The organism is Agromyces tropicus (assembly GCF_039531345.1).
Taxonomy (GTDB): domain Bacteria; phylum Actinomycetota; class Actinomycetes; order Actinomycetales; family Microbacteriaceae; genus Agromyces; species Agromyces tropicus.
Genome location: NZ_BAAAPW010000001.1, coordinates 863671 through 883788, shown reverse-complemented (window position 1 = coordinate 883788; position 20118 = coordinate 863671). Strand labels below are relative to the sequence as shown.

18 protein-coding genes and 1 tRNA gene are annotated in these 20118 nt (G+C 71.2%); 10 read left to right on the top strand and 9 right to left on the bottom strand.

The genetic code is table 11. The annotated features are described in order from the left end of the window. Nucleotides 1-16 precede the first annotated feature (16 nt). Nucleotides 17-1612: an MFS transporter gene (locus tag ABD230_RS04005; RefSeq protein WP_344369621.1), complete on the top strand. Its 1596-nt coding sequence runs from the start codon at nt 17-19 to the stop codon at nt 1610-1612. Between the two features lie 27 nt (nt 1613-1639). Here ABD230_RS04005 and ABD230_RS04000 read toward each other — a convergent pair whose 3' ends face one another. Continuing rightward, nucleotides 1640-1903, bottom strand: a complete 264-nt coding sequence (locus ABD230_RS04000) for a DUF6458 family protein (RefSeq protein ID WP_344369619.1) — start codon at nt 1901-1903, stop codon at nt 1640-1642. A gap of 140 nt (nt 1904-2043) precedes the next feature. Between ABD230_RS04000 and ABD230_RS03995 the strand changes: the two genes are divergently transcribed. The 5 genes from ABD230_RS03995 to ABD230_RS03975 are packed head-to-tail and all read left to right on the top strand — an operon-like array spanning nt 2044 to nt 6044. After that, nucleotides 2044-3114: a 3-isopropylmalate dehydrogenase gene (locus ABD230_RS03995; protein WP_344369618.1), complete on the top strand. Its 1071-nt coding sequence runs from the start codon at nt 2044-2046 to the stop codon at nt 3112-3114. 27 nt (nt 3115-3141) lie between these two features. Further along, complete coding sequence (locus ABD230_RS03990) at nt 3142-4260, top strand: branched-chain amino acid aminotransferase (protein ID WP_344369617.1); 1119 nt, start codon at nt 3142-3144, stop codon at nt 4258-4260. After that, nucleotides 4257-4739 (top strand): GNAT family acetyltransferase, encoded by a 483-nt coding sequence (locus ABD230_RS03985; protein WP_344369616.1) that lies wholly within the window; start codon nt 4257-4259, stop codon nt 4737-4739. The genes ABD230_RS03990 and ABD230_RS03985 overlap by 4 nt, the downstream gene beginning before the upstream one ends. A gap of 10 nt (nt 4740-4749) precedes the next feature. Next, nucleotides 4750-5529, top strand: coding sequence for a fumarylacetoacetate hydrolase family protein (locus tag ABD230_RS03980; RefSeq protein ID WP_344369614.1), 780 nt, complete (start codon nt 4750-4752; stop codon nt 5527-5529). A 56-nt stretch (nt 5530-5585) separates the two neighbouring features. Next, nucleotides 5586-6044 carry a group III truncated hemoglobin gene (locus ABD230_RS03975; protein ID WP_344369612.1) on the top strand — a complete coding sequence of 153 codons (459 nt, stop codon included), beginning with the start codon at nt 5586-5588 and terminating at the stop codon, nt 6042-6044. Between the two features lie 28 nt (nt 6045-6072). Here ABD230_RS03975 and ABD230_RS03970 read toward each other — a convergent pair whose 3' ends face one another. Further along, a complete protein-coding gene (locus tag ABD230_RS03970) occupies nt 6073-7140 on the bottom strand; it encodes an aminotransferase class V-fold PLP-dependent enzyme (RefSeq protein ID WP_344369610.1) in 1068 nt (355 codons plus the stop codon). A gap of 81 nt (nt 7141-7221) precedes the next feature. Between ABD230_RS03970 and ABD230_RS03965 the strand changes: the two genes are divergently transcribed. From ABD230_RS03965 to ABD230_RS03955, 3 genes are all read left to right on the top strand, one after another. Next, nucleotides 7222-8220 carry a LysR family transcriptional regulator gene (locus tag ABD230_RS03965; RefSeq protein ID WP_344369608.1) on the top strand — a complete coding sequence of 333 codons (999 nt, stop codon included), beginning with the start codon at nt 7222-7224 and terminating at the stop codon, nt 8218-8220. Next, the gene (gene gltX / locus ABD230_RS03960) at nt 8213-9727 is read left to right on the top strand and encodes a glutamate--tRNA ligase (RefSeq protein WP_344369605.1); all 1515 of its coding nucleotides are present in this window, start codon (nt 8213-8215) and stop codon (nt 9725-9727) included. Before ABD230_RS03965 ends, gltX begins: the two co-directional genes overlap by 8 nt. Nucleotides 9728-9858: 131 nt before the next feature. Further along, nucleotides 9859-9933 (top strand) — tRNA-Gln (locus ABD230_RS03955). A gap of 620 nt (nt 9934-10553) precedes the next feature. Here the strand turns inward: ABD230_RS03955 and ABD230_RS03950 are convergent. The 7 genes from ABD230_RS03950 to ABD230_RS03920 all read right to left on the bottom strand — a co-directional run bounded on the left by ABD230_RS03950 (nt 10554) and on the right by ABD230_RS03920 (nt 18831). Then, entirely contained in the window at nt 10554-11663 is a 1110-nt protein-coding gene (locus ABD230_RS03950) for an acetamidase/formamidase family protein (RefSeq protein ID WP_344369604.1), read from the bottom strand. Further along, on the bottom strand, nt 11656-12417 hold the full coding sequence (locus ABD230_RS03945) for a YoaK family protein (protein ID WP_344369603.1): 762 nt from the start codon (nt 12415-12417) through the stop codon (nt 11656-11658). The genes ABD230_RS03950 and ABD230_RS03945 overlap by 8 nt, the downstream gene beginning before the upstream one ends. Then, nucleotides 12363-13622 (bottom strand): Zn-dependent hydrolase, encoded by a 1260-nt coding sequence (locus ABD230_RS03940; RefSeq protein ID WP_344369602.1) that lies wholly within the window; start codon nt 13620-13622, stop codon nt 12363-12365. The genes ABD230_RS03945 and ABD230_RS03940 overlap by 55 nt, the downstream gene beginning before the upstream one ends. A gap of 32 nt (nt 13623-13654) precedes the next feature. Then, complete coding sequence (locus ABD230_RS03935; protein WP_344370113.1) at nt 13655-14851, bottom strand: pyridoxal-phosphate-dependent aminotransferase family protein; 1197 nt, start codon at nt 14849-14851, stop codon at nt 13655-13657. 89 nt (nt 14852-14940) lie between these two features. Then, the gene (locus ABD230_RS03930; RefSeq protein WP_344369601.1) at nt 14941-16512 is read right to left on the bottom strand and encodes an AtzH-like domain-containing protein; all 1572 of its coding nucleotides are present in this window, start codon (nt 16510-16512) and stop codon (nt 14941-14943) included. Continuing rightward, nucleotides 16505-17860 carry an allantoinase AllB gene (allB, locus tag ABD230_RS03925; RefSeq protein ID WP_344369599.1) on the bottom strand — a complete coding sequence of 452 codons (1356 nt, stop codon included), beginning with the start codon at nt 17858-17860 and terminating at the stop codon, nt 16505-16507. The genes ABD230_RS03930 and allB overlap by 8 nt, the downstream gene beginning before the upstream one ends. Beyond that, on the bottom strand, nt 17857-18831 hold the full coding sequence (locus tag ABD230_RS03920; protein WP_344369597.1) for an ornithine cyclodeaminase family protein: 975 nt from the start codon (nt 18829-18831) through the stop codon (nt 17857-17859). The genes allB and ABD230_RS03920 overlap by 4 nt, the downstream gene beginning before the upstream one ends. Before the next feature lie 199 nt (nt 18832-19030). On the opposite strand from ABD230_RS03920, the gene ABD230_RS03915 reads away from it, so the two are divergent. After that, nucleotides 19031-19747 (top strand): GntR family transcriptional regulator, encoded by a 717-nt coding sequence (locus tag ABD230_RS03915; RefSeq protein ID WP_344369596.1) that lies wholly within the window; start codon nt 19031-19033, stop codon nt 19745-19747. Nucleotides 19748-20118: the final 371 nt, after the last annotated feature.

Sequence of the window (20118 nt, the reverse complement as noted above, 5' to 3'; positions counted from 1 at the left end):
GTTATAGGAATCCAGAATGTTCGACCAGACCACGCCCACGCCCACCGTCGCCCTGCCCGAGCGGGGCGCGCCCGCGGCATCCGCCGCCAACCGACCCGACCCGGGCCGGCGCGCCGGGCGCGGCCGGCGCTGGATCGCGCTCGCGGTGCTCATGCTGCCCGTGCTCCTCGTCGCGGTGGACAACACGGTGCTGAGCTTCGCGCTGCCCGCGATCGCGCGCGACCTCGGACCGACCGCGGCCCAGCAGCTCTGGATCATCGACGCCTACCCGCTGGTGCTCGCCGCCCTGCTCGTCTCGATGGGCAGCGCCGGCGACCGGTGGGGGCGCCGTCGGATGCTGCTCATCGGCTCGGTCGGGTTCGCCGTCATGTCGATCGCGGCGGCCTTCGCGCCGACCGCGGAACTGCTCATCGCCGCCCGGGCCGCACTCGGCTTCTTCGGCGCGATGCTCATGCCGTCGACGCTGTCGCTGCTGCGCTCGGTCTTCACCGACCGCGAGGAGCGCCGGCTCGCCATCGCCATCTGGGCGTCCGGCTTCGCCGCGGGCGCCGCGCTCGGCCCCATCGTCGGCGGACTGCTGCTCGAGCACTTCGCGTGGGGATCCGTGTTCCTCCTCGCCGTGCCCGTCCTCGTGCCGCTCGTCGTGCTGCTCCCGCTGCTCATCCCCGAGAGCCGGGACCCGGCGCCCGGCCGCATCGACGTGCTCAGCATCCTGCTCTCGTTCGCCGCGATGGGCTCGGTCGTCTACGGCATCAAGCACCTCGCGACCGAGGGCCTCGACGCCCTCGCCGTCGCGGCCGTGCTCGGCGGGTTCGCGGCCGGTGCCTGGTTCGTCCGCCGCCAGCTCCGCTCGCCGGTGCCCATGCTCGACATGCGGCTCTTCCGCGTCGGCGCGTTCGGCGGCGGCGTGCTCGTCAACCTGCTCAGCGTCATCGCCCTCGTCGGCTTCCTCTTCTTCGTCTCGCAGCACCTGCAGCTCGTCGCCGGCCTGTCGCCGGTCCAGGCGGGCCTCGCACTCGCGCCCGGGCTCGTCACGATGATCGCGGCCGGCCTGGCGGTCGTCCCGCTCGCACGGCGCATCCGGCCGCGGGTGCTCGTGCCGGCGGCGGTGTCGGTCTCGGCCGGCGGGTACCTGATGGTCGCGCTCACCGCGGGTCAGGAGGGCATCGCGGGCGTCATCGTCGCGTTCGTGCTGCTCGGGCTGGGCATCGGCATGGCCGAGACGGTGTCGAACGAGCTGATCCTGTCGGCGGCCCCGCCGGCGAAGGCCGGCGCCGCGTCGGCCGTCTCCGAGACGGCCTACGAGCTCGGCGCGGTGCTCGGCACGGCCCTGCTCGGCAGCATCCTCGCGGCCTGGTACCGGGCGACGCTCGAGGTGCCCTCCGCGCTCACCGCGGCGCAGGCGGATGCCGCGCGCGAGACGCTCGCGGGCGCCGCCGCCGTCGCCGAGGTCCTGCCCGCCGACCTCGGCGCGGAGCTGCTCGCGTCGGCCGCGCACGCCTTCGACGGCGGCGTCGTGGTGACCTCGATCATCGGCGTCGCGCTCATGCTCGCGGCCGGCGTCGTCGCCGCGTTCACCCTGGACGACGCGAAGGGCGCCACCTCGGAGTGAGGCGGCGCCCTTCGGGGGACGGTCGGATCAGACCGTCGTGGTGTCGTCGGGACGCGAGGTCTCGTTGCGCGTGACGCGATCACCCGTCGCCGGGTCGACCGTCGTGCGCGACGTGGAGACCGAGCTCCGGCGGCGCGCGAGCAGCACGATGCCGAGGATGATCACGATCGCGCCGGCGATCATCAGGATGATGCCGACCATCTGCAGGTTGATCCAGTCCACCGACAGGTTCAACGCGAACGTGAGGACGGCGCCGATGGCGAACAGGACGATTCCGAGGCCGAGACTCATGTGTGTGTGCCTGCTTTCACTCGGGCGGCGCGGAGGCCGCGGAGGCCCGAGGCGGGGTGCCGCCCCGGTGCGCCCGAGTGTAGTGATCGCCGCTCACGGCGGACAGTACGCTGGGAGGGCTGGCGTACGAAGGAGTGTTCATGGTAACGACGGTCAGGCTCGCGGTCATCCCGGGCGACGGCATCGGCCCGGAAGTGGTGGGTGAGGCGCTCAAGGCGCTCGACGCCGCGACGTCCGGAACCGACGTGCGGTTCGAACGGACGCCGTTCTCGCTCGGCGCCGCGCGGTACCTCGAGACCGGCGACACCCTGACCGACGACGACCTCGAGGCCATCAAGGGCCACGACGCCATCCTCCTCGGCGCCGTCGGCGGCGTGCCCGGCGACCCGCGCCTCGCGGGCGCGAACATCGAGCGCGGCCTGCTGCTGAAGCTCCGGTTCGAGCTCGACCATTACGTCAACCTCCGCCCGAGCATCCTGTACCCGGGCGTCGCGAGCCCGCTCGCCGAGCCCGGCGACGTCGACTTCGTCGTGGTCCGCGAGGGCACCGAGGGCCCGTACGTCGGCAACGGCGGCGCCATCCGCGTCGGCACGCCCGCCGAGGTCGCGAACGAGGTCTCGGTGAACACCGCGTACGGCGTCGAGCGCGTCGTGCGGTACGCGTTCGCCGCGGCATCCGCCCGCCCCAAGAAGAAGCTGACGCTCGTGCACAAGACCAACGTGCTCGTGTTCGCCGGCTCCCTCTGGAAGCGCCTCGTCGACGAGGTCGCGGCGGAGTACCCGGACGTCGCCGTGGACTACCTCCACGTCGACGCCGCCACCATCTTCCTCGTCACGGATCCTGCTAGATTCGACGTCATCGTCACGGACAACCTCTTCGGCGACATCCTCACCGACTTGGCCGGCGCGATCAGCGGCGGCATCGGACTCGCCGCCTCGGGCAACATCAACCCCGACGGGCGGTTCCCGAGCATGTTCGAGCCCGTGCACGGTTCGGCTCCGGACATCGCCGGGAAGGGCATCGCCGACCCGAGCGCCGCGATCCTCTCGGTCGCGCTCCTGCTGGACCACCTCGGTCACGCGGACGCCGCCGACCGGGTGCGCGGCGCGGTCGCCGCCGACGTCGCCGAACGCGGCGACGTCGCACGAACGACCTCGGAGATCGGCGACGCCATCGCCGCACGAATCGGCGCCACCGTCGGCGCCCACTGACCCGCACCCGTTCCGAAGGAGGATCCCTTGACCACGACGAACCTCACCCTCCAGACCCCGTCGCCCGCCGGCCTCACCTGGCAGGTCACCCGCAACGAGGAGGCGAAGTCCGCAGAGGCGCGCGAGGCCGTCCTCGCCGACCCCGGCTTCGGCAACCACTTCACCGACCACATGGTCGACGTGTGCTGGTCCGAGAAGGGCGGATGGCACCGGCCTCGCGTGCAGCCCTACGGCCCGCTCCAGCTCGACCCCGCCGCCGCCGTGCTGCACTACGCGCAGGAGATCTTCGAGGGGCTGAAGGCCTACCGGCACGCCGACGGCTCGATCCGCACCTTCCGTCCGTACGAGAACGCGGCCCGCATGCAGCGGTCGGCGCGACGGATGGCGCTGCCCGAGCTGCCCGTCGAGTACTTCATCGACTCGCTGAAGCAGCTCATCGCGGTGGACGCGGACTGGGTCCCGAGCGCGCCCGAGACGAGCCTCTACCTGCGGCCCTTCATGTTCGCCAAGGAGGCCTTCCTCGGCGTGCGGCCCGCGAAGAAGGTCGGCTACTACCTCATCGCGAGTCCGGCGGCGGCGTACTTCCCGGGCGGCGTGCAGCCGGTGAACATCTGGCTCTCGACGCAGTACGCGCGCGCCGGCAAGGGCGGCACGGGCGCGGCGAAGACGGGCGGCAACTACGCGTCGAGCCTGCTGCCCCAGGCCGAGGCGTACGAGAAGGGCTGCCAACAGGTGCTCTTCCTCGACGAGGGCGAGTACCTCGAGGAGCTCGGCGGCATGAACGTCGTGCTGGTGCACAAGGACGGCACGCTCGTGACGCCCGAGTCCGACTCGATCCTCGAGGGCATCACGCGCGACTCGATCCTGCGGCTCGCCGCCGACCGCGGCCACCAGGTCGAGCAGCGCCGCGTGACCCTCGCCGAGTGGCGCGAGGGCGCGGCATCCGGTGAGATCGTCGGCGCGTTCGCGTGCGGCACGGCCGCCGTCGTGGTGCCCATCGGGCGCCTCCTCGGCGAGGACTTCGAGATCGTGCACTCGGGCCCCGAGGCCGAGGCGCTCGCCCTCTCGCTGCGCGAGGAGCTCACCGGCATCCAGTACGGCCGGGTCGAGGACCGGCACGGCTGGATGGTCCGCCTGGACGCGTGAGCCCGGACGCCGGCCCGGATGTCGCGCCTGCGGCGCGCATCCGGGCGTTCGAGCCCGCCGACACCGAGCCCGTCGTCGCGCTGTGGCGGTCGGCGGGCCTCGTCGTGCCGTGGAACGACCCGTACCGCGACATCGAGCGCAAGCTCACGGTGCAGCCGGAGCTGTTCCTCGTGGCCGAGGCGGCCGGCGAGGTCGTCGGGACGGCGATGGTCGGCTACGACGGCCACCGCGGGTGGGTGAACTACCTCGCCGTGGGCGCCGCGCACCGCGGCGGCGGGCTGGGTGCCGGACTCATGCGCGAGGCCGAGCGCCTGCTGCTCGAACGCGGCTGCCCGAAGCTCAACCTGCAGGTCCGGTCGACGAACACCGCCGTGATCGAGTGGTACCGCCGGCTCGGCTACGAACTCGACGGCGCGGTGGGGCTCGGCAAGCGGCTGATCCCCGACGGCGTCCGGCCACCGGTTCCCGACGCGGAATAGGCTGGTGGGCATGAAGGTCGCGCGCTTCGCCCACGGTGAGTCCATCTCGTTCGGCATCGTCGACGAGGAGGAGCACGACCTCGTGGTCCTCAAGGCCGATCCGATGTTCGCCGGCTACGACCCGACGGGGGAGCGGGTCCCGCTCGCCGAGGCGAAGCTGCTCGCGCCCGTCATCCCGAGGTCGAAGGTCGTGGCCGTCGGCAAGAACTACCACGACCACGCCGAGGAGATGGGCGGCGAGGCGCCGCCCGAGCCGCTGCTCTTCCTCAAGCCGAACACGGCCGTGATCGGTCCGGGCGACGCGATCGTGCTGCCGCCCGAGTCCGACCAGGTGGAGTTCGAGGGGGAGCTCGCCGTCGTCATCGGCCGAGTGGCGCGCCGGGTGAGCGAGGCCGACGCCGACTCGGTGATCTTCGGCTACACGATCGCGAACGACGTCACCGCACGCGACCTGCAGCGCCGCGACGGGCAGTGGACGCGGGCGAAGGGCTTCGACACCTTCTGCCCCCTGGGGCCGGTGATCGAGACCGACGTCGACCTCGAGCACGGCGAGCTGTCGACGAGCGTGAACGGCACGCGGCATCAGCACGGGAGGCTGGCCGACATGGTCCACCCGGTCGCGAAGATCGTGGCGTACGCGTCGAACGTGTTCACGCTGCTGCCCGGCGACGTGATCCTCACGGGCACGCCGGCCGGGGTCGGGCCGATCGTGGACGGCGACTCGGTCGACGTGACGGTCTCCGGGCTCGGCTCGCTCGTGAACCCGGTGCGCGCGGCCGCGACGCGGTGAGCTCGGGAACCGTGCGACCGTCGTCCGCCGGCGACGCGACGACAGGCGTCCGGGACGTGGGGGACCAGCACGACCTGCGCGACCGCGGCGACGTCGAACGGCTCGTGCGGGCGTTCTACGGGCGCGCGTTCGCCGACCCCCTCCTCGGGCCGATCTTCACGGACGTCGCGCGGATGGACCTCGAGCACCACCTGCCGATCATGTGCGACTTCTGGGAGACGGTCCTGTTCGGCGCCGGGTCGTACCGGCGCAACCCGTTCGCGTTGCACGAGGCGCTGGACCGCCGCGCGCCGCTCGGCGCGGCCGAGTTCGGGCGGTGGCTGGAGCTCTGGACGTCGACCGTGGACGACGGGTTCGCGGGGGAGGCCGCCGAGCGGGCGAAGGCGCAGGCCCGGCGGATCGCCGCCTCGATGCAACGGCGCCTGGCCGGCGGCTCGGGCAGTGCGCTCGGCACCATCGGCACTCGCGAGCGGCTCGCCCGCGCGGGCGAGATCGACGAGCTCGACCGCGGCTGAGCGGCGCGGACGCGACGGACCGAACGCTTCAGCGACCGAGCGCGCGCGCCGCGAGCTCGACGTCCTCCGCGTCGTTCCAGACGTGGAATGCGAGGCGCGCACGGCCCGCCCGCCCCGATGCCACGAGGCCGCCCGCGGTGAGCGCGGCGAGGTCGCATCCCTCGGCGTCCGGCCAGGTCACGATCGCGCTGTCGCTCGGCGCGAGGTCGAGTCGCGCACGGAAGTCGTTCGCGAGGCCGACGTCGTACGCCTGCACGGCGGCGGTGTCGCGTCCCGCCGCGATCCCCAGCGCCGCCTCGGCGCCCGCCCACGCGTGCCACGCAGGGGAGACGTCGAAGCGTCGCGCGCCCTCCGCCAGGTAGAGGTCGGGCCCGTAGCACGACGCCCAGGGGTCGTCGCCCGAGTACCAGCCCGCAGTGAGCGGCGTGATCTCGTCGAGCGCGCGGTCGCCGACGGCCAGGAACGCGGCGCCGCGCGGCGCCGAGAGCCACTTGTAGGCGTGGCAGACGACGAGGTCGGCGTCGAGGCCGGTCGTGGGCAGCCACCCGGTCGCCTGCGTGGTGTCCACCAGGGTGAGCGCCCCGGCCGCCCGTGCGGCGGCGACGACGGATGCCGCGTCCGCGACCTCGCCCGTCGCGGACTGCACGAGCGAGAAGGAGACGAGCCACGTCGAGGGCCGTACCTCGTCGGCGAGGCGTGCGAGCGGCACGTGCCGGACGCGCAGGTCGTCGCGGGCGAGGAACGGGGCGACGATCGAGCTGAAGTCGCCGTCGACGCACAGCACCTCGGCGCCGGCCGGGGCCGAGGCCGCGGCGAGGGCGGTGAACACCGAGACCTGCGAGCCCAGCGCGACGCGTTCGGAGGTCGTGCCGAGCAGGGTCGCCGCGTGCCCGCGGGCGCGCTCGACGACCGCCGTGTACTCCGCGGCCGACGCGCGACCGTCCCGCCACCGCTCGAGGTCGCGGGTGACCGCGTCGACCGTCGGCTGCGCGGGGATCCCGAGCGTGCACGCGGCGAGGTAGCCGCGGCCCGCGGCGTAGCGGGGGTCGGGCAGCTGCTCGGCCGTCGGGACGAGGACGTGGGTCGCGGGGATCATGCTTCCACTGTCCGCCGCCTCATCCGATCTGTCGAGAACAGGTCTGCGATCTATCGCATAAGCAAGGCTTATGATCGAGACATGGATGCCACGCCTGCCGAGACCACCGGGCTCGCCGACCTCGACGCCGGGAGCCTGCTCGTGCTCCGCGAGATCGCCGAGCACGGCTCCATCACCGCTGCAGCCGGCGCCCTCGGCTACAGCCAGCCGGCGCTCAGCCAGCAGGTGCGGCGCGCCGAGGCGCGCGCCGGCGTCGCGCTCGTCGAACGCACCGGCCGCGGCATCCGGCTCACCCCGGCCGGGCGCATGCTCGCCCGCCACGGCGGTGCCGTGGCGACCGCCCTGGAGGCCGCGCGCGGCGAGCTCGCCGAGCTGCGCGGGCTCCGCTCCGGGCGCGTCCGCATCATGGCGTTCCCCTCCGCCTCGCCGTCGCTCGTGCCCGAGCTGATGGCCGAGATGGCCGCCCGGCATCCCGGCATCCGCGTGAGCTTCGTCGAGGCCGAGCCGCCGGAGGCCGTCGCCGCGGTGCGGGAGGACCGCGCCGACCTCGCGCTCACGTTCAGCTATCCCGGCGACCGCAGCGATCCGCATCGCGAGAGCGCCCGCGGGCTCGAGGTCACCACGATCGGCAGCGACCGCATGCACGTCGTGCTCCCGGCGCGGCATCCGCTCGCCGCCGGTGACGCCGTCGACGTCGCCGGCCTGGCCGGCGAACGCTGGATCGCCGGCTGCCCGCGGTGCCGCGGCCACCTGCTCGAGCTGTGCGACGCCGCCGGCTTCGCGCCGCGCATCGCCGTCGAGACCGACAACTTCGTCGCCGTCGAGGAGCTGGTGGCGAGCGGGCTCGGCGTCGCCGTGCTGCCCGGGCTCGCGATCGAGTCGGCCGGCGTCCGTGCCGGCGTGGCGGTCCGGGCGACGGCGAACGGCGACCGCCGCACGCTGCACCTCGTGACCGCGCGGGGCGGTCGCGGCGTGCCCGCCGTCGCGGTGGCCGCCGAGGCGCTCGAGCGGCTCGTCGCCGGACGCGACGGCGGCCCCGCTCGCGCGGCGCCGAGCCGTACCATTGAGGGCGATGCCTGACACGACCCATCCCACGACGACCGCCACCGGATCCGACGTCCGCGTGCGGTTCTGCCCCTCGCCCACCGGCACCCCGCACGTCGGCCTCGTGCGCACCGCCCTCTTCAACTGGGCCTACGCGCGCCACACGGGCGGCACGTTCGTGTTCCGCATCGAGGACACCGACGCCGCGCGCGACAGCGAGGAGAGCTACGCGCAGATCATCGACGCGCTCACCTGGCTGGGCCTGCAGTGGGACGAGGGCGTCGACGTCGGCGGCCCGCACGCGCCCTACCGCCAGTCGCAGCGCGGCGAGATCTACGCCGACGTCATCGAGCGGCTGAAGGCCGCCGGCCACGTCTACGAGAGCTACTCGACGGCCGCCGAGATCGACGCCCGCAACGAGGCGGCCGGTCGCCCGAAGCAGCTCGGCTACGACAACTTCGACCGCGACCTCACCGACGAGCAGCGCGCCGCGTTCCGTGCCGAGGGGCGCGAGCCGGCGCTGCGTCTCCGCGTGCCCGACGTCGACCTCGGCTTCGACGACCTCGTGCGCGGCCGCATCGACTTCCCGGCCGGCTCCACCACCGACTTCGTCGTCGTCCGCCCGAACGGCGCCCCGCTGTACACGCTCGTGAACCCCGTCGACGACGCGCTCATGGGCATCACCCACGTGCTCCGCGGCGAGGACCTGCTGAGCTCGACGCCGCGTCAGGTCGCGCTCTACCACGCCCTCATCGACATCGGCGTGACGAGCTTCGTGCCGCGCTTCGGCCACCTGCCGTACGTCATGGGCGAGGGCAACAAGAAGCTCTCCAAGCGCGACCCCGAGTCGAACCTCTTCCACCACCGCGACCGCGGGTTCATCCCCGAGGGCCTCGTGAACTACCTCGCCCTCCTCGGCTGGGGCTTCTCGGCCGACCGCGACGTGTTCAGCCGCGACGAGCTCGTCGCCGCGTTCGACGTCGAGGACGTCAACCCGAACCCGGCACGCTTCGACCAGAAGAAGGCCGACGCGATCAACGGCGACCACATCCGCCTGCTCGAGCTCGCGGACTTCACCGCCCGCACGGTGCCGTACCTGCAGGCCGCCGACGTCGTCTCGACGCCGATCACCCCCGGCGAGGAGGCGCTGCTCGTCGAGGCCGCGCCCCTCGTCCAGGAGCGCATCACCGTGCTCGGCGAGGTGCCCGGCCTCCTCGGCTTCCTGTTCACGGATGCCGCGGGGCTCGAGGTCGACGACGCCGCCGTCGGGGCGCTGACCGCCGATGCGCCGGCCGTGCTCGCCGCCGCGCGCGAGGTCCTCGAGCGCGTGCCGGGCGAGTCCTGGACGCACGGCGAGATCGAGGAGGCGCTGCGCTCCGCGATCGTCGACGGCCTCGGGCTGAAGCCCCGCGTCGCCTTCGGTCCGGTCCGCGTCGCCGTCTCCGGACGACGCGTGTCGCCGCCCCTGTTCGAGTCGATGCAGATCCTCGGCCGGGTCGAGTCGCTCGACCGGATCGACCGCCTCGCGGGGCTGCTCGGCTGACCTCCGGCGGATGCCGCGTTCGGCGCGTTCGGCGCGCCCGCGGCATCCGCTCGCGAGGCCCCCTCGATTTGGCCGGGCCCCGGCGATCGGCTACAGTTACATGTCGGCCCGGGAACGCGTTCCGGGGCCATTGGGGTATGGTGTAATTGGCAACACGGCTGATTCTGGTTCAGTTGTTCTTGGTTCGAGTCCAGGTACCCCAGCCATAAGAGGCGCGGAATTCCGCGGCAAAGTCACCCTTTGCCCCTCCTTCCATGCGGTCGCGTTTCGGGTCGAAAGACCAGAAACGGGACCAGAAACTCGGCGCGATGCGCCATCTTCGCTCGCCCGTACCGGTCGGTGCGAGTCCGCCCCGACGTCGTCGGGTTGCTGCGGGCTCGGTTCGTGCACCTGCTCGGTATGAACGAGTCGACGACGCAGACCGCCCCCGCTGGTCAGCCTCGAGTCCTTCGCGGCCGACCACACGATGACCTGGAACTCCGACCCGGAACGCTGGCGCGAGACCGTCCTGAGGTGGCTGGCTCCTCGAATCTGAGACGTCGGTCGGTCCATTGCTCGAACTCAAGGCATTTGAGAAGAGGCGCCTCGTGCGCGGCAACCTGAAAAGCAGGGCGAAGCTCGTCCGCATGCTGCGATGGTGCTCGCTGCCCAAGATCAGGCACGTCACATCGGCAATCGAGCCATTGAAGTGGCGGCCGTGATCATGCGATGGATGCAACGGCATCCGGTGCCGTCGACCGACAGGGCTGAACGGTCGGTTCTTGCCGGGCGGCTCTCTCGCCGGTTCAGGGGAGCCCGTCGAACCGTGCTGCGTCTACTGCTGGTCTCATCTCTGCATTCGTGCAGAAGAGCGGAAGTCCGACTTGCGAATGCGGGCGTGCACCCCGGTGACCAGATCCACGACCTGGGTGATCTCGAAGTCCGTGGCGGCGCTGAGGTACGCGTACGCCAGGTGCGGCGCCATGCCGTATCGGGAGCCCAGCAGTGCGATGGCTGCCCGGACGCAGTTCTGCATTGCGACGTCGAGGGTGTGGTCGAGCCCAGTGGGGATCAGGTGGTCAGCGGTTTCTGCGAGTGGCGATGCCAGCGTGCCGAACTCGCGCAGCGCCGTCTCGGCGGGAATCGCGTCGAATTGGAGGGTCGCCCGCAGCGACGCCTCCAGCGCCGTCAGGGCCACCTCTCCGCCTCCCTGGGCGAAATGCGGATCGCCGACGTAGGCGAGGGCGCCCGGCACCTGCACCGGCAGGTAGAGCGACGAGCCCTCCACGATGAGATTCAGATCGATGTTGCCGCCGTGCGCGCCGGGAGGCACGCTGTGCGGGCGCTGTTCCGCATCGACCGCGACGCCCATGATGCCGAGGAATGGTGCAAGAGGAATGGCGACCGAGCGCTCGCCACCGTCGACGAGCGGCAGCCGCCCGCTCCAGGACCCGTCCTTAGCTCGATCGATGGGTGTGAAGACGCTCACCGCGTTCGCTCCCCGCGGGAACTCCCCGGGAAGGGCTCCGCGACCATGGCGGTTCGAGATGACGCCGTAGGGGACCCGAGGCGTCGTATCGAGGACGGTGATCCGCAGCAGGTCGCCGGGCATGGTGTCGGCGACCTGGATCGGACCGGTGATGACGTGGGGGCCCTGCCGCTGCGGGTCGCGGGTGCGCTCCGATCTCGCGAGCGCGACCGCCTCGTCGAGCACGAGCTCCGGATCCACGTCGTGAGACCCGAACCAGCGGAGGGGATCGCGCCCTTGATCCTCGAGCAGGCCCTCGTGGCTGACCGTGTCGACCATGACGACGTCGCCCGAGTCTATCGACAGGCGAGCGCGGTCGCCGCGAGCCGGCAGCTCCCCCCAGAAGAGGTCTTCCGCGGTCGACGGCAGATACCGTGCCGCATGGTGAATGCCGTCTCCGACCTGCAGGACCCCCGTGTAGTCACCCATGGTCGTCCTCCTCACCGATCGTGAGATGGCCGGCGATGGTGACCGCGATCGTGAGCACCGCGGAGACCGTCACGCCCAACCAGAACCCGACGTGGAGCGTCGCCGCGCCGACGGACGCCCCCGCGCAGATCAGGACGACCGCCCCGACACGCCGACGCCACGGATGGGCGCTCGCGCGCCCGCCGAGCCAGGAGTCCGCGGCGAGCCCGGCGAGCGTCGACGTGACGACCACTGTCGTGACGTCCTTCACTGCGAGGTGGCGCGCGGTGCCGGCCTGCATGCCCATGGCGATACCGAGGCTCGTGGTCACCGCCAGCGCGACCGGTTCCGGGGGAGTGCCCATGGCCCCGGCGACGATCGCGACCGCCGCGAGCACCGCGGCGGTCGCGCCGAAGACAGCGGTGGACCGTCTGGACCATCCCGCGCATTCGCCGCGGACGGCGCGACCTGCGATCGCCGCTCCAGCCACGAATCCCACGAGCGCGAGCGCCGGGCCGGCGACCGGCAGCCCGTCAGCCCCGGTGAGCGCCATACCGAGAATGACGACGTTGCCCGTCATGTTCGCAGTGAACACGCGGTCCAGGGCAAGGTACCCGACGGCATCGATCACCCCGGTCGAGAACGTGAGTACCAGCATGAGCGTGAGGTGCACATCTGCCCTGCGGGTTCGAAGGCGGTGCTTCACGGACGTCGGGCGGTTCATGCGTGATCTCCGGCCAGGAGAATCACCGATTCGGCTAGGGCGCGGATGCATCGGCTCACATCGTCCTCCAGCACCGATTCATCGGGGTGATGACTGACGCCGTCGGCGTTGCGGACGAACAGCATGCCGACCCGGGTCAGCTTGCCGAGGCTCATCGCGTCGTGTCCGGCCTTGCTGAACAGCGCGGCAGGCGCATTCACAGACGTGCTCGCCGTGCGGATGCCGCCCTCGATCGCACCGATCAGATCGGGCGAGCAGAGGACCGCGGGCGCGTTGTGGACGTCCTCCACGGTCCACGTCAGCCCCCGGCGTTCACCGATCGCCGAGATCTCGGCACGGATCTCCGACCAGACCGCGTCGCGGTGCGCATCGAGCTCGCCGCGCAGGTCGAGGGACAGGCGAGTCTCACCCGGAACGATGTTGACGGCTCCGCCGACCGTCTGGAGCCGGCCCACGGTCCCGACGACGTGGTGCTGTGCCCGGGAGATGCGCTCCACTGCGAGCGCGATCTCGCTCGCGCCGAGGAGCGCGTCCCGACGCCGCTCGAACGTCGTCCCGCCCGCGTGGCGACGCTCCCCGTGGACGGAGATCTCGAAGCGGCGAGCGCTCGCGATCGAGGTCACGACGCCCAACGCCTCGCGTCCGTCATCGAGCCCCGTTCCCTGTTCGATGTGCGCCTCAAGATACCCGACCAATTCGTCAGCGCGCCGCGCGGCGGCGCCGATCTTCTCGGGATCGAGCCCGAAGGCGAGGGAGGCGTCCCGCAGCGTCGTGCCGTCCGCATCGGTGAGTTCCCACCAGTCCGTGTTCCAGTCGCCCGCGACCGCGGACGAGCCGAGCAGCGCGCGGCCGAAGCGCGTCCCTTCCTCATCGGCGAAGGCGATGACCTCGAGCGCGAAGGGGAAGGGTGAGATCGCGCGGCCGTCTTCATCTCGCCGGGCGAGCAGCCGGACCACCTCGATCGCGACCAGGACGCCGAGGATGCCGTCGTAGCGGCCCGCGTCCGGGACCGTGTCCAAGTGGGACCCGAGCATCAGGGCCGGGGCATCCGGGTGCCCGGTGTCGAGCCTGCCGAGGAGGTTGCCTGCGGCATCCACCCGCGTCATCATGCCCGCCTCTGCCATCCACCGAGCGGTCAACTCGTTGGCCCGAGCGTGCTCGCTCGACAGGTGGACGCGTTCGATGGCGGTGGTCGATGCCGAGATCCCGGCGAGGATGTCGCACCGAGCCATGACGCGCTGCGCGGTGGCTTCCACGAGCGATGCGGGAAGGCCGGAAGACTGCCCTGTCACGAGTCCGCTCCCTCGTCATCGGCGTACACGTCGTCCGCCGCATCACTGCCTCCGCCGCGCGGGACGGAGGCGCCCAGGCGGCGCAGAACGTCCTCGAGGGCGATCAGCGTCGTCATCACGGCCTCACGGCGGGCGTTGAACCCCATCGTTCCGATCCGCCACACGCGGCCGTGCAACGGGCCGAACGACGTGCCGATCTCGATTCCGAAATCGTCCAGCAACGCGGCGCGTACCGCATCGCCCGATACGTCCTTCGGGATGTGCACGGCGACGACGTTGTTCAGCTTGTGCTGGGGCTCACCGAACACGCGCAGGCCGAGACCGATGAGGCCGGCGAGCATCGCCTCGCCGTGGAGCCGATGCCGCCGGATCACGGCATCCCGTCCCTCGCTCAGGTTCACGCGAGCGCACTCGCGCGCGGCGTACAGCATCGAGGTCGCCTCGGTGTGATGGTTGAGCCGGCGGGGGCCCCAATACTCCAGGAGCATGCCGAGGTCGAAGTAGTTGGAGCGAATGAAGTCGGGTGCCGAAGCATCCGTCGACTCGCGGATGCCCGCCTCGATGCGTGTCCGTCCCCGCACGAGGTCCGCGGCCCGATCTGAGAGAGTCAGCGGCGCGGATCCGGAGGGGCCGCCCAGACACTTCTGAAGTCCTGCTGTCGCGGCATCCACGTTCCACGCGTCGGCGTCGAACTGGTTGCCGCCCAGCGAGGCGGTGGCATCCGTGTAGAGGAGGATGCCTTCGCGCCGGCAGTACGCGCCCAGCTCGTCAAGTGGTTGCCGCATCGTGGTGGACGTGTCGCCGTCGACCACGGCGATCAGCGTGGGACGAAGCCGTCGCGCCGCCTGCTCGATCAGGGAGAACGGCACGACGGTGCCCCATGGCACCTCGATCGTGTGCACCTCGGCGAACGCGCGTCCGGCGATCTCGGCGAGCAGATGGCCGAAGCGGCCGAATACGGGGACGAGCACGACGTCGCCGGGGCGGATGAGCGAGATCAGTGCCGCCTCGATTCCCGCACGCGCCGTTCCGTCGACGAGGAGCGTGGCGTCGTTGGTCGTCGACCAGACCGCGCGGTAGAGCTCCTGCGTCTCACGCATGAGGTCAGTCATGTACGGATCGAACTGCCCGACGAGTGATGCGGACATCGCCGAGAGCACACTCGGGTACGCCGTGATCGGCCCCGGGCCCATCAGCAGCCGTGGCGGCGGCTGAACGGGCACAACGTCATGGGTTGCGACGGCGGTGACCGCGGGCGCGGCACCGGGGGCGGGTGCGGTGATCACTGATCCTCCTGGGGGTCGAGCGCCCGCGCGACGGCGCGTGCGAGCTGGACGAGTGGGCGGTCGTGATGCAGGGAGCCGACGAACGAGACGCCGACCGGCTCATCGCGTGCGGTGCCAGGGACGCGGAGCAGCGGCGCCGAGACGGCGGGCGCGCCGGCGATGGCCGCCACCGTCGTCAGGCGGAGGGTCCGGACGCGGGCCCTCTCGACGTCAGGTCCACTCATGCCGAGACGCGGTGCCGGACCGGTGGTGGCCGGGAACATGAGCACTCCGTGCTCGAGCGCGGCGTGCGTGCGTCGGCGCAGTCGCTGCATGCGCCGACGGGCCGCCGACTCCTCTGAGTCGGTCACCGCCGCGCCGGCCCGGAAGCGTGCTTCGATCGCGGAATCGAGGGCGCCGGGGTGACGTGTGATCCAGTCGCCGTGGTGGCGCCAGGCCTCGGCGGACTGGATGAGGCTGAACGTCTCGCGGCGCTCGTCGACGTCCCCGAGCCGGATGGTGCGGATGCCCGAAACGGCGGCGGATGCGGTGAGAACGCCGAGGAACGACTCGAACGCCGACACCACCGAGGGCTCGCACTCGGCGAGCAGGTCGACGGGGACGACGAGGTCCGTCGGCGACGAACAGTCGCGACTGGGCGCGAACTGATCGGCCAGCAGCTCGAGGGTCGCCGCGTCACGCGTCAGCCATCCGACGGTGTCGAAGGAGTCCGCGAGCGGCAGCAGCCCGCGCGTGCTGAGGGTGCCGTGCGTCGTCCTGATTCCCCATATCCCCTGGTAGGACGCTGGAACCCGGATCGACCCCGCGGTGTCGGTCGCGAGGCCGATGTCGGCGAGCCCGAGCGCGACCGCGGAGGCCGGCCCGCTCGATGAACCGCCGGGAAGTGCGCCCGGAGCGGCGGCGTTCGGCGGCGTGCCGTAGTGGACGTTCGCGCCGTCGAGGGAGAAGGCGAACTCGTCTGTCCGTGCGATGCCCAGGATGTCGGCCCCCGCGTCCGTGAGCTGGACGACCGCATCCGCCGAACGCTGCTGCGGTGCCGCCTCGCGCAGACGGGCGGGGTTGCCCGCGCCGATGGGGTTGCCCGCGACGGCGAAGACGTCCTTGACGGCGACGCGGTGGCCCACGAGCCGCCCGGATGCGGTTCCGGCGACCAGCGGATCGCCGGCCACCCGCCATATCGTCCCGTCGATGGTGGCGGGGCGCGGCATCACGTGCGCGACGGCGATACGCCATCCCGACTCGGAGCGCACCCACACCTGCGTCTGCGTGCCGAACCCGCCTGCGGCGTACTCGGACCGCGCCACCATCACCGCGACGTGCTCCGCCAGCGGGCGGTACTCCACCTGAGCGAGCGCCCGCGCGCTGATGCCACCGCGACGCGCGCGGAATGCCGAGATGGCGGCGTGACCCACGAGTATGCCGTCCGGGTCGGTGCGCGTCGTGGACTCATCGTCGAGGAAGAGCTCGTCGAGCACCGTGAGGTCGTTCTCGGCGAGCGCGCGCTCGTAGCGGAGGAACGATCTCGTCAGTTCCAGCGGCACGCCGGGCGGCAGCACAGGCTCAGCCACGGCGTGCCCCATCGGCGCCGATGAGCACCTCGCGTCCGAGTCGCGGATCGCGCACGCCGGCATCCCGCGTGTACGTCAGGTGGCCTCTGACGTACGTCGCCATGACAGCGCCGCGAACGCGCGCACCGTGCCATGGCGACAGCGGCTGGCGATAGAGGAGGCGCTCGGCGTCGATCGACCACTCGACATCCGGGTCGAACCGCACGAGGTGGGCCGGTGTTCCCGCCTCGATCGTTCCCACCCGCTCCAGCCCGGCGACGCGAGCCACGCCGGTCGTGAACCACGGAACGACGTGTTCGAGATTGATGCCGCGGCGCCGAGCTTCGGTCCACACGGTGACGATGCCGGTCTGCAGGCCCGAGATGCCGCCCCATGCCGCCCCGAAGTCGCCCGAATCGGGGCGCTTGAGCGCGACGCTGGCGGGGGAGTGATCGCTGACCACTGCGTCGATCGTGCCGTCGACCAGACCGGCCCACAGCGCGTCCCGGTTGCCCGCATCGCGAATCGGTGGACAGCACTTGTACTCCGTGGCGCCCGAAGGCACATCACTGGACACCAGCGTGAGGTAGTGCGGGCAGGTCTCGACGGTCATCCGTACACCGTTCGCCTTGGCTTCGCGGATGAGGGGGAGCACGCCGGCATCCGACAGGTGGACGATGTGCGCGCGTGCGCCAGTCGTCCGCGCGGCGTCGATGACGAGTCGCACGGCCTTCTGCTCGCTCGCGGGAGGCCGGGTGGCCTCGAATCGACGGTGGTCCGGCCCGATGGGGCCCTCATGCTCGAGCAGATGCGCTGGATGCTCGGCGTGGACGAGGATGGGCCGGTCGAGGGCGGCAGCCTCGGTCATCGCGTCCATGAGCTCTCCGGCGTCGAGTTCGCGGAATTCATCGATGCCCGACGGAGCGAGGAAGCACTTGAACCCAGCGACGCCGGACTCCGCGAGATCGCGGAGGAAGCCGAGGTTTCCGGGGATCGCCCCGCCCCAGTACCCGACGTCGACGGCGAGTCCGCTCGCCGCGGCCGCAGCGCGCTTGAGTGCCAGCGCCGCGAGCGTGGTCGTCACGGGTGCACTGTTGAGCGGCATGTCCAGCAGCGTGGTCACCCCACCGGCAGCGGCCGACGCGGTTCCCGACGCGAAGCCCTCCCACTCCCGACCGGGATCGTTGAGGTGCACGTGCGAATCGACCAAGCCGGGCAGGAGCACCTCGTGGCCGGGCAGCACGACGTCCGCCGTGTCCCGGAACCCGGAAACCGCGGTCACGAGGCCCCCATCGATCTCCACGGTGGCGGCGCGCCAAGCGCCTTGGACGAACGCCCGTCGAGCTGCGATCGATGCAGGGGACGTCATGCCGCAGTCCCCCGGGGCTCGGCCGCAGGGTGGGCCGACACGAGGAGTGATGCCAGGGCGAGATCCTGCAGTCCGCTGCCGAGGGAGTTGAACAGCGTGATCTCGTCAAGGTGACGACGACCGGGGGTGATGCCGAGGAGGACCTCCCCCAGTTCGGGTCCGAGATGCGCCTCGTCGATCGAGCCCTCGCGCAGGGGGATCAGCACATCACCGGACTCGGCGAGTGCAGCCGATCGCGTGTCGAGGATGACCCGGGCGCGTCGAACGGCTTCGCTGTCCACTTCGCGATGATCCGCACGCGGCGGCGCTCCGACGGCGTTGACGTGCTGACCGGGCCGCAGCCATGCGCCTTCGAGCACCGGCTCCCGTGACGGGGTCAAGGTGCAGACGATGTCGGACTGCTCGACGGCATCGCGTGCGGATCCCACCACGGTGGTCGGGATGCCGCGCTGCGAGAGCACCGCAGCGAGCGATCCCGCGCGTTCGGCGGTTCGACTCCAGATCACGACGCGCGTGAGAGATCGCACCAGGGAGATCGCCTCCAGGTGAGCCTCAGCCAGCACTCCCGCACCGATGAGGCCGAGCACGCGGGCATCGGGACGAGCGAGCGCATCCGTCGCAACCGCAGAAGCCGCTGCGGTGCGGATGCGTGTCACGGCGCCGCCATCGATCAGCGCCAATGGGGCGCCGTGCAGCGACGAGACCATGATCATCGAGCGCTGGGTCGGCAGCGCCCGCTCGCGGTTGGCAGGAATGTCCGCAAGGAACTTCATGCTCGCGAGGCCGCTCACTGAATCGACGGCACTCATGCCGAGGAACTGCGCGTCGGATCCCGGTGCTGCCACGGAGGAAGGCGCCGGCGCCGCGGCGGTTCGGGCCGCGAGCCTGCGATGTGCGGTAGCCACAGCCGCGATCGCGTCGGGCATGCTCACGCATTCGTCGACTTCAGAGGAGGGGATCAGCCGGATCATCGGGCGCGTCCGAATGCGAAGGCTGCCACGGAGGAGTGAGAAGCGGAGGTGGTCACGAGAGCCCTTCTTCCAGTTGGTATACAAACTACCAAAAGGATTACCAGACTTCAGCCGGCGGGTCTCTTCGCCCCTCAGCATCCCTAGGAAGGTTGCGAGTGGCCGCGGTGTATGATCTACCAACGGATCGGAGCTTGATGCCATGCAGGAAGTCGCGTATCGCTCGATCCCGGAGCTCGTGTACGAGGAGATCCGCCAGCAGATCGTCAGCGGAGAACTCCAGCCGGGTACTCGCCTGAAGGAGCGGGAGATCTCCGCGAGCCTGAACGTATCGCGAGTGCCCGTGCGTGAGGCCTTTCCGCTCCTGGAAGCCGACGGGTTCATCCGCATCATTCCCCGACGTGGGGCGATCGTCAAAGAGCTCGCGGTCCGCGATGTCGAAGAACTGTTCGATGTACGCGAATCGCTCGAGGTGCTCGCCGCCCGCCTGGCTGCGCAGCGTTCCGGTTCCGCGTCGTTCGACAGTATGGAACAGGTTCTAGCGAGCGCACGCGATGCCATCGCGAGTGGCGATGAGCGGGCGCTCGTACAAGCCAACGTCGCGTTCCACGAGGCGATGGCGGAGCTGTCTGGGAACGCACTGCTCATCGGGGTCGTCCGGAGCATCCTCGGCCGGATGGAGTGGCTCTTCCGCTTCACCGTCGACCGCGACATGCGCACGCAGTGTGAAGAGCACGAAGACCTGTTCCGGGCCGTGAAGGCCGGCCATGCCGAACTCGCCGGTTCGCTGGCCTTCGCACACGTCGCCAGTGGGCGACTGCCGACGCTCGAGAAGATCCGGCTCGCGGACGGGTCGTCCGCGGCAAGCGAGGCGACGGGCAAAGACGTGGACTCCACCCGATCCGGCGCCTCCGCCTAGTCCCCTTCGTCGGTGACGCCGCTGCCTCCGCCCCGGTAGCGCGCGGACGCCGCGGCGAGCCGATGCCGTGTGAGTGGCTGCGGCCCCGCGCGGGCATACCGTATACCTCTGTCCGCTTCTTGGGGCGCGTGGTCGTGTTTCGGCCGCGTGACAGTGCAGTCACGCCCGAGTAAATCCTCCGCTGCGCACGGATGATCCTTGGAAGGGAGCGGGAATCCGGCTCGATCAGCGGAAACACGGGTTCGAACGCGGTTGGTCGGCCAAGAATCTCGGGGTATGTCGTCGCGTCCTCCGTTTGACGCCGGGAATCGCGTTGGTTTGTATACCAAACGGGTCGAGCGACCCGACCGATTCGACAGGAGCCTGACGCA

Excerpts from the sequence above, each read along its gene's own strand:
- ABD230_RS04005 (WP_344369621.1), top strand. The coding sequence starts at position 17 with ATGTTCGACCAGACCACGCCCACGCCCACCGTCGCCCTGCCCGAGCGG.
- ABD230_RS04000 (WP_344369619.1), bottom strand. The coding sequence starts at position 1,903 with ATGAGTCTCGGCCTCGGAATCGTCCTGTTCGCCATCGGCGCCGTCCTC.
- ABD230_RS03995 (WP_344369618.1), top strand. The coding sequence starts at position 2,044 with ATGGTAACGACGGTCAGGCTCGCGGTCATCCCGGGCGACGGCATCGGC.
- ABD230_RS03980 (WP_344369614.1), top strand. The coding sequence starts at position 4,750 with ATGAAGGTCGCGCGCTTCGCCCACGGTGAGTCCATCTCGTTCGGCATC.
- ABD230_RS03970 (WP_344369610.1), bottom strand. The coding sequence starts at position 7,140 with ATGATCCCCGCGACCCACGTCCTCGTCCCGACGGCCGAGCAGCTGCCC.
- ABD230_RS03965 (WP_344369608.1), top strand. The coding sequence starts at position 7,222 with ATGGATGCCACGCCTGCCGAGACCACCGGGCTCGCCGACCTCGACGCC.
- gltX (WP_344369605.1), top strand. The coding sequence starts at position 8,213 with ATGCCTGACACGACCCATCCCACGACGACCGCCACCGGATCCGACGTC.
- ABD230_RS03950 (WP_344369604.1), bottom strand. The coding sequence starts at position 11,663 with ATGGGTGACTACACGGGGGTCCTGCAGGTCGGAGACGGCATTCACCAT.
- ABD230_RS03945 (WP_344369603.1), bottom strand. The coding sequence starts at position 12,417 with ATGCATCCGCGCCCTAGCCGAATCGGTGATTCTCCTGGCCGGAGATCA.
- ABD230_RS03935 (WP_344370113.1), bottom strand. The coding sequence starts at position 14,851 with ATGGGCCCGGGGCCGATCACGGCGTACCCGAGTGTGCTCTCGGCGATG.
- allB (WP_344369599.1), bottom strand. The coding sequence starts at position 17,860 with ATGACGTCCCCTGCATCGATCGCAGCTCGACGGGCGTTCGTCCAAGGC.
- ABD230_RS03920 (WP_344369597.1), bottom strand. The coding sequence starts at position 18,831 with ATGATCCGGCTGATCCCCTCCTCTGAAGTCGACGAATGCGTGAGCATG.
- ABD230_RS03915 (WP_344369596.1), top strand. The coding sequence starts at position 19,031 with ATGCAGGAAGTCGCGTATCGCTCGATCCCGGAGCTCGTGTACGAGGAG.